We start from the raw sequence: 9,407 nt of genomic DNA, 5'->3' as shown, positions 1-9,407 counted from the left end.
GTCAAGAACTTTTTCAAAAAGTTTTTTCAGCTATTCAGCTGAGCCGTTCTTTTTTTTCGACAGCCATACTAGATTATCACATCTGCATCGCTTTGTCAAGAACTTTTTAAAACTTTTTTTATCGACCGAAGTCGTCTTTCTGTTGCTTTAAAGAACCCGCATCTGCTCGCCTGAGCGATAACTTCTGTTCTTTGCGACAGCTATGTTAGAATAGCATATCTGTCGACTATTGTCAACAACTTTTTTCATTTTCTTTTCCAACGCTTTTTCTAAGCATTGGCTGGGTATTAATATATCATTTTCTTTCTTCTCTGTCAATAATAATAGCGGAAAAATTTTACAATTTCTTCACTTATTTTTAACCACTTATTTTTAACCACTTATTTTTAACCCAAATTTACAAAATCTGTTATAAATTTACTCTACTACTCTACGTTGAAAATATCTGGTGTTCATATGACAAATATGACTATTTATATGTATGAAAGAGTTAATCTTGCTGTTCTTCATTTTTGCGCATAAGAACACACGCAATATCATTGACATTTGTTCCAGTAGGACCTGTAAAAATCAATCCACCAACTGCTTTTAATGCCGGATATGCATCATTCTTCTCCAAAATTTTATGAATATCCATTCCCAGAATGTGTAGTTTATCTGCAGTCAATCCCTCTACTATGCCTCCAGCTGCATCTGTAGGTCCGTCTGTTCCATCGGAACCAACAGAAAAAATCACTACATTTTCCAATCCCGAAATACCTTCTGCCGCTGCCAAGGCTAATTCCTGGTTTCGCCCTCCTTTTCCATCTCCACTTACCCTTACAACTGTTTCTCCACCCACAATAAACGCGATAGACTTATTGCTGTTTGCGTATGTTCTTGCAATAGAGGATAACATCAAACCAGCCTCCCGGGCCTGACATTCCAATTGATCTGTGAGGATTATAGTTTCATAGCCAAGGGATTCACAGGTTTTAGCTGCTGCCAAACACAGTTCACGCACACTGCCAGTAACTACTGTCTTAACATTATCCAAGGATTTGGGTGTTTCTATTTTTAGAAGTTTCAATACTTGCTTTGATATAGAAATCCGATATTTATTAATAATATCTAATGCTTGTTCACAAGTAGAAGAATCACAGCATGCCGGCCCCGACGCAATCATGTCAAGAGGGTCTCCCAGAATATCCGATAAAACAACTGCGTAAACACTTGCAGGAGCACATAATTTTGCAAATTTACCGCCTTTCACTGCTGAAATTCTTTTTCGAATAGTATTCATTTCTACAATATTAGCACCGCAGTTTAACAATTTGTTTGTTAAATCCGTTAACTCCTCTGGTGAAATCAGCGGACTTTCAAAGAGCGCAGAACCACCTCCTGAAATCAGAAATATAACCGTATCTTCTCGGTTCAGATTCTTAACCAATTCCATAGCCTGTTTCGTACCCTCAAAAGAATTTTTATCAGGAACAGGATGTCCTGCCTCTACAATTTTACAACGCTCAATATCTCCCATACTATGTCCATATTTGGTTATTACAATGCCGGAACTAAGACGTTCACCAAGACATTCTGCCCCACATCTGGCCATTTGCCATGCTGCCTTGCCTATTGCTACCATGACAATTTTTCCATCCCCAAACTCTTTCCCCTGCAATGCCCGACGAACAGCTTTATCTGGCAGACAGGATTTCAGTGCCTGATTTATGATTTCCTGTGCATCTTCTCTTATAGCCATAAATTTCTCCTCCTAAACACTCTATACACTTTCAATATCTCTACATCATCAAATCTACAATTGACAAACCAATGTTTTCTATTCTCGGGACTGTCATCCTGATATTTCTCTAACCTGGATTCCAATCCTGATTTCTGTACACCACTCACCGCAGAAATGCGCGAAGGTATTTCTCCACCGCGCATTTTCTCGAAGTTCTTTATACCACACCGGTAAGGGTAGGCAGCCAACTGATAATCTGCGGAATGAATCCCATGACCAATAATACTAGAACTTCTACGATTAAATATGGGATAATTCGCTTGCAGATTGCTCCAATACTGGACTTTGAAATACCTGATGCTACAAACAGATTCACTGCCATCGGTGGTGTAATCATACCAATTGATGTATTGATTACGATGATAATACCCATAACAACCAGAGGAAATACGGACTCTGCACCATATTGGGGGAACAGCGTAGTCGCCATCGGTGCCAAAATTGGTGTAATCAATAATATGATTGACTGTGTCTCCAGGAACATTCCGAGGAACAGAAGAATCAGATTAACAATTAAAAGAAGTATGATTCTATTTCCTGAAAATGCACCAATAATCGCATTTGCAATCATTGCAGGAAGATTTTCATGTGTCATAAACCACGCAAATGGCGCTGAAAGACCGATGACAAACATGACAACCGCAGAACTTACTGCTGAATCTCTGAAAATACCATACAAATCCTTAAAAGAGCAGTCTTTATAAACAAACAGTGAAATAATTAACGAATAAACGGTAGCAACTGCTGCAGACTCCGTTGGTGTAAAAATACCTCCATATATCCCACCCAAAATAATTACCGGCATTAAAATTGCCCAAATTGCGTTTATAAAAGCCTTTCCAATGGCTCCTTTCGGGAGTTTACTTTTTTCAGCAGGGTCATATTTTTTGCAAAGAATAGTATTGGTAATTACTAAAACAACCGCCAGGAGAATTCCCGGGAAAATGCCTGCCAAAAACATGGTTCCCACAGACACTGAAGCTGTTACGGCATATGTAACCATTGGAATACTCGGCGGTATAACTACACCCAAAGTGCCTGCTGAGGCGGCTACCGCACCTGCCGCCTCACTAGGATATCCTTTTTCTTTCATACGAGGGACTGTAATTCCACCGATTGCAGCAACTGTAGCCGGATTGGATCCTGAAATGGCCCCGAAAAAAGCAGATGCAACCACCGCAATACTTGCAAGTTTTCCCGGCTGTCTTCTAACCAAGGTTGCTATAAAATCAATTAAACGCTTTGATATACCACCCTTTTCCATAATATTTCCTGCAAGAATAAAAAAGGGAACAGCCATTAATGTAAAATTATCTGTCTGAGTAAACATACGCTGGGTAATGGCCGGGAGTAAATTTATATTTCCGGTAATTACCATAGCTGCGGCTGTTGACACCCCCAGACTGACGGCAATCGGAACACCTAAAAATAACAGCAAAAATAAAATTCCAAAAAGTAATAGGGCTATCATGCTTTTTCCTCCTCCCCGGCTTTCTCATCTAATTTCCCTGTACACTCCAAATAAACTCTCCAACACTGTAAAAGTCCCATATTTACTAATCCAAGGGGCATAGATATATACATAATCCACATGGGCATATGAAGAGTTGCCGAAACCTGCCCGCTGACATACTGATAATCAATCATATCCAACCCGTAATAACCTGCAAATAATGCAAATGCAAGCGTAATAACTGCACTGACTACATGCAGTATTTTCATTGCTCCTTCAGATAACCATAAAGTCATGGCATCTACTACAAAGTTAGTGCCTTCTAAGGCTGCAATTCCCACTCCAATAAAAACCATCCAAATCATACAATATCTTGCAAGTTCTTCTGACCAGGCAATTGAAAACAAACCTGTGTATCTTCCAACTGTTGCCAGAAAAATAATAGTGACCATCACAATCAGAAGAATCACACAAAATACTTCCTGTACTTTTTTCAATTTATTGAAAAATGTCCCCATACTTTATTCCTCCATCAATCTGCTGTCCAGGTATCTACAAATTCCTGACTAAGTCCAAATTTTTCAACATCCTCATAAACACCTTTGGTGGCTTCTATCCATTCCTCCTGATTTACTTCAGTAATAATCACACCTTGCTCCTGCATATGTTTCAGTCCTTCTTCATTATACGACTGGCTATATTCTCTCTGCCAAACTTTTGCTTCTTCTGCCGCCCGGTCAAATGCCTCTTTCTGTTCCGCAGTAAAATTATTATACAATTTTTCGTTTATAATCAATACACACGGCGAATAAAACAAATTAAGCATTGAGCAATAGTGCTGCACTTCATAAACTTTTGCAGAGTCAATAATTGCAATAGGGTTTTCCTGTCCGTCTACTGTCCCCTGCTGCAAAGCTGTAAAAATTTCTGACCATGCCATGGGTGTCGGACTAGCTCCCAATTCCTGATAGGTTGCCATATGAATGGTATTTTCCATTGTACGGACTTTGATTCCTTTTAAATCTTCCGGCGTCCGAATTTCGACACTGTCATTTGTTAATTGTCGAAATCCGTTTTCCCAGAATCCAATTCCCTTAATCCTAATTTTTGACAATTCGTCTAAGAGTGCCTGTCCATTTTCACCATCTAATTTTCTGTATGCTTCCTGCGCGTCCTCAAAAAGATATGGAAGGTCAAGAACAGACCAATCCGGACAGAAATTTGGAAATGGTCCCGTTGAAACAAGAGCCATTTCTTGAATTCCCAGACCTACTGATTCCATCATGTCACGTTCATTCCCCAACTCTGAGTTTGGATAAATATCTAATGTCATTTCACCATCGCTGTATTTTTCCAAAAGTCTCTGCATTTCCTGCAGACCTTTCACATAATGTCCTTCCGGTGCTGTCGTAGTACCTACTTTAAATCTTACTGTTGCAGATGCAGCCCCCATAAATTCATTTCCGCTGCTTGCTTCTGCAACAGAACCGCATCCTGTAAGCAAAGAACCTATCAATGCCGCTGCTGTAAGCACCGGTAATATTTTTTTCTTTCCCCCAATACCGTTTCCCATTTTATTATTTCCTTTCAATCAATTATGTGCCTAATCCGTAGTTATCTTCCCATACATTTGGTATTTTCTTTATTAAATAAAAGCTGTCTGATATTCAATGTAAAAAGTATCACAGGTTTTGTCCATTCCAGCCCTGTCTTTTGCGTCATAAATTTCTTAAACTCTTCTATCCTTCCCGACGAAATCGTATTTTTACGGATAACAAAAATCTGATCCTTCCCCGTAAAAAGATAAAAGAATTCTGAATCCTCTAATAAACGTATGAGCGAAGCATATGGATATATCGATTTATTCCCCTGTGCTACACAACCAAAAACTTCATCTGTATGAAAACTATAAGACATTTTAATTTCTTCCCCATTTAATGCTTCAATGATGCGCTCTGCACGCCTTTTTCCATTCATATTTCCAGCTGCCAGTATAACAGCTCCAATGAACATCATGGTTGTCCCCAATAACTGCTGAACATATCCTCCTATTATCATGCAGGCTATGCAGAAAACTATCCTTATCATATTATTCTTATAATAAAAGGTATTGTTAATCACCTTTTCTGCCTTTCTAATTAAATCCGGCGTATACTGAACTGTTGCTTTATACTTTTCCATTGTTTACCTTCTACCTATGTTTCTGCAACGAATAAATTGTCCCAGCATAGCTGTCATGCTACATATTGTTACAGTAATCGAAATCTTCTGTTTCCAAAATTACAGTTTCCTATAGCCAGCTCGGCTGAGACAATCTAAATTCCAGCTTATACTTCGTTTACAACATTTATTGGTTTCCCATCTACATATGCCTTTACATTTGCAACAGCACAATCCATAATGCGTTGACGGCTCTCCCTCGGAGCCCAAGAAATGTGCGGGGTTATAATACAATTTGGGGCTTTCAACAATGGATTATCCCCTTTAATCGGCTCAGTAGAAACCACATCGAGTCCAGCCGCCATCACTTTTCCACTGTTCAGGGCATCTGCCAAATCCTGCTCTACAATCAATGGACCTCTGCTGTTGTTCAAAAGGATTACACCATCTTTCATTTTTTCAATGGTATCTTTGTTTATAATTCCCTCAGTAGACGGGAATAATGGACAATGCAATGCGATAACATCAGAGCTTGCAAGAAGCTCTTCCAACTCAACATACTGTGCAATTTCCTTTCCACTGTCGCTCTGGTAACTATCATACGCCAAAACTTTCATTCCCAATGCCTTTGCAATCTTACCAGTTTGCTGTCCAATACGGCCAAAACCAATAATACCAATGGTTTTTTGAGCTAATTCAATAAGCGGATAATCCCAGAAGCACCAATCCTGACAATGTTCCCAACGTCCCTCATGTACTGCCTTACTATGATGCGCCACATGGTGACAAATTTCCAACAACAATGCAATTGCAAACTGGCTTACAGAAGCAGTTCCATATGTTGGAACGTTTGTCACTGGAATCCCTTTTTCCTTAGCATACTGATAATCCACAACATTATATCCTGTTGCCAGAAGTGAAATAAATTTTATATTCGGGCATGCATCAATTACTTTTTTTGTAATGGGTGTTTTATTGGTAAATACAACTTCTGCGTCTCCAATCCTCTCAATAGTCTCATTTTCATCTATGAGCGAAGTTCTGTCATATACTGTTAATTCTCCATAAGCTTCAAGTTCTCTCCAGCTAAGGTCACCTGGATTTTCTGTATAACCGTCTAATACAACAATCTTCATGTTAACCTCCTAAAATATAACCTTTTTTCCTACATCATCCTAAATCTGTGGCTGTTCCGGATGAAGCATTGTCTTAATTACTTTATGAAGGACATCGTCATCCCAGATTTTTTTCCAGTCTTCTCTCATTACCAGACGGTTCCCAAGTCCTATTGCCACTTTACAAGCATCTGATACTGGCGGCTTTCCAGGGATATAACCAAGGAAATTGCAGGTCAGATTGTAAATATGTCCCACCAGGAAGGAAACAGCTGCATCTCTGTTAATTCCGCGGCGTTCTGCTTCATCTACTGTTTCTGCCATGGCATACAGACATGTAGCTCCGAGCAGTTCAACCAGTGTCGGTTCCAGAAATGCAATCTGTTCTGATGTCATTACATAAGCATGTTCAGCTGCATACATATCGCGTGCTGTTTCCTGCATTTTTGCAAACACATTATCCTCCCCACAAATCTTGCTCATAACAATATCCTGTTTTCCGCCATCTCCCCCGAAACGGTCTGCACGTGCTTCCGGGGTATCCTGATCCAGAAGGAATGAAGGGTGGCATGGATGTGCAACACCAAATGTACAATCATCACGAAGTGACAATTCTTTTGCTACTGCCGCTGCCGGGTCAAGAATAAGAAATCCTGTTCCTGGTTTCAGCATTGGAACATAGATTGCACTGAGTTTTTCAATCAATGTATCCGGAACTGCAAAAACAACCACTTCTGCTTTCTCAATTGCCTCCTCAATAGGTGTTACTTCCAAACCGCGCTCATGGATACTCTCAATCCCTTTAGGGGCATTCTCCACAAGCATCAGATTATATTTATCTGTTAATTTTGCAAGATTTCTACTGGTACGTGTGCCCATCTTTCCTCCAGCACCGATTACTGCTACACTAATCTCATTCATGAATGTTTACCTCATCTTTCTTTGTAAAATATTTTATTGAATAGTTTTTATAACTTTTTCTGCTATGGCCTCTGGTGAAAATCCATAAGCATCTGCAAGTTCTTTTGCCGGTCCAGATTCACCATATGTAGTCAAAGCGATTCTCGTTACATGAGCCGGTTTATTTTCACATGCAAGTCGGCTGATATAAGAACCTAAACCACCATTAATATTATGGTCCTCTATGGTAAACAGCTGACTGCTCTTCTCCATTACTTTTAAAATATCAGAAGGATTATTTCCATAAAGAATATTAATATCCGCTACAGTAACATTTACCCCCTGCTCTTTTAAGAGTTCTGCTGCTTTTATTACTCTGTCCAGAACAAATCCACTGGAAAACAATACGGCATCTGTTCCATATTCCTTCCAAACAGTAATTCCATTCTCAGCAAACGGTGCATTTACATGATACACATCTACTTCACGCCCACTTCCTGCTCTGATATAGACTGGTCCCTCTACCTCTGCTGCTTTTTTCACTGCCTGATAGCACTGTGCCGGGTCAGCAGGTGTAAAAATTGTATAATTGGGCAGACTTGATACCACTGCAAGATCTTCATAAAACTGATGTGTAACACCTTCTCGCTCACCACCTAACAATCCAGAGTTGACACCAAGAAATTTTACGTTCAAATTTGTATATCCCACAAACGTACGCATCTGCTCACAGGCGCGCATTGTCAAAAATCCTGCATATGTACCTACAAATGGTGTCATTCCTGCACTCGCAAGTCCGGCTGCAGTATCTACCGCACCTTGCTCTGCAATTCCGCATTCTACATAACGCTCCGGATACTTTTCACCAAATGGAACTGCCCTCATTGCTTTCAGCGAATCCGGCGAAATCAGCACAATATCTTTTCTTTCTTCGGCCATATCCATTAAGGCTGCTGCAAATGCTTCTCTTGTACCTTTAAACTTTGTCATTATTCTGCACCTCCCAGTTCTTTAACTGCAACAGCATACTCGTCATCTGTGGGAACCCCTTTATGCCATGCGTTATTATCTTCCATAAAACTTACACCTTTTCCTTTCACGCAATCACATACAATACATGAAGGAACACCTCTATTACTCTTTGCAATCGTAATTGCCGATTTAATTGCACCGATATCATGACCGCTGATTTCCTGAACATGCCAGCCAAAGGCCCTGATTCGTTCTGCCACATTATTATGACCCACAGTAAAATCTACGCTCTTATAACTCTGCCACCCGTTCCTGTCTACAAACAGAATCAAATTATCCAGTTTTCTTCCTGATGCTGTATTGATTCCTTCCCAGCAGACACCTTCCTGTAATTCGCCATCACCACAGATAACATATGTGTAGTAATCTTTTCCCTGTGCTTTTGCAGCAAGTGCCATTCCTGCACCGATTGCAATGCCATTCCCAAGAGAACCAGATGTCATATCAATCCCCGGTGTACTATGCATAGACGGATGACCCTGGAAAATACTATGTAACTGTCTCAAATTAAAATGCTCTACCTTTGGTTCAAAATATCCTCTTTCATTTAATGCCGCATATACAATGGGACAAGAATGTCCTTTTGAAAGTATCAGACGGTCTCTATCTTCCCATTCTGGTTTCCCAGGGTCAATGTTCATGGTGTCAAAATAAAGTGTTGCCACAATATCTGCAATAGATAACGCTGGTCCTGGATGTCCGTCTTTGCCCTCATACACCATTCTTACGGTTTCTAACCGAAGTTTCTGTGCCATTTCATGAATTTGTTCATTTTTCATTTTTTCCACCTCATTCATTAATTGTTAATCATTAAACGTTATACCTTTATCTTGTCTCCATTTTACTTTTTACTTGCCTTTTTGTCAATATGACAAATTTTATAAAAAAGCATTGATTATTTTATGCAAAACGCCTCATACAATAAACGTTTGATGTTTGTATGTTTCTGATGTATAATAAAGCA

The 9,407-nt window shown here is 39.7% G+C and carries 9 protein-coding genes; all 9 read right to left on the bottom strand.

All coding sequences use genetic code 11. From position 1 onward, the window contains the following. Positions 1–490: 490 nt before the first annotated feature. Positions 491–1,741: a glycerate kinase type-2 family protein gene (locus WBS51_RS06375; RefSeq protein WP_173750269.1), complete on the bottom strand. Its 1,251-nt coding sequence runs from the start codon at positions 1,739–1,741 to the stop codon at positions 491–493. 199 nt (positions 1,742–1,940) lie between these two features. Beyond that, a complete protein-coding gene (locus WBS51_RS06370) occupies positions 1,941–3,254 on the bottom strand; it encodes a TRAP transporter large permease (RefSeq protein ID WP_294459302.1) in 1,314 nt (437 codons plus the stop codon). Continuing rightward, on the bottom strand, positions 3,251–3,754 hold the full coding sequence (locus WBS51_RS06365; RefSeq protein ID WP_173750268.1) for a TRAP transporter small permease: 504 nt from the start codon (positions 3,752–3,754) through the stop codon (positions 3,251–3,253). Before WBS51_RS06365 ends, WBS51_RS06370 begins: the two co-directional genes overlap by 4 nt. A gap of 14 nt (positions 3,755–3,768) precedes the next feature. Continuing rightward, entirely contained in the window at positions 3,769–4,809 is a 1,041-nt protein-coding gene (locus WBS51_RS06360) for a DctP family TRAP transporter solute-binding subunit (RefSeq protein ID WP_173750267.1), read from the bottom strand. 41 nt (positions 4,810–4,850) lie between these two features. Continuing rightward, the gene (locus WBS51_RS06355; protein WP_173750266.1) at positions 4,851–5,417 is read right to left on the bottom strand and encodes a YcxB family protein; all 567 of its coding nucleotides are present in this window, start codon (positions 5,415–5,417) and stop codon (positions 4,851–4,853) included. 146 nt (positions 5,418–5,563) lie between these two features. Then, on the bottom strand, positions 5,564–6,532 hold the full coding sequence (locus WBS51_RS06350; RefSeq protein WP_173750265.1) for a D-2-hydroxyacid dehydrogenase: 969 nt from the start codon (positions 6,530–6,532) through the stop codon (positions 5,564–5,566). Positions 6,533–6,571: 39 nt separating this feature from the next. Then, positions 6,572–7,432 (bottom strand): phosphogluconate dehydrogenase C-terminal domain-containing protein, encoded by an 861-nt coding sequence (locus WBS51_RS06345; RefSeq protein WP_294459310.1) that lies wholly within the window; start codon positions 7,430–7,432, stop codon positions 6,572–6,574. Between the two features lie 33 nt (positions 7,433–7,465). Further along, on the bottom strand, positions 7,466–8,401 hold the full coding sequence (locus WBS51_RS06340; protein ID WP_173750263.1) for a transketolase family protein: 936 nt from the start codon (positions 8,399–8,401) through the stop codon (positions 7,466–7,468). Continuing rightward, entirely contained in the window at positions 8,401–9,240 is an 840-nt protein-coding gene (locus WBS51_RS06335) for a transketolase (RefSeq protein WP_264293514.1), read from the bottom strand. The genes WBS51_RS06340 and WBS51_RS06335 overlap by 1 nt, the downstream gene beginning before the upstream one ends. Positions 9,241–9,407 lie beyond the last annotated feature (167 nt).

The sequence above is a fragment of the Blautia acetica genome, from assembly GCF_038739805.1.
In the GTDB taxonomy this organism is placed as follows: Bacteria; Bacillota; Clostridia; order Lachnospirales; family Lachnospiraceae; genus Blautia.
The sequence above is the reverse complement of the archived record's forward strand: the minus strand, read 5'-3'. Positions and strand labels throughout refer to the sequence as shown.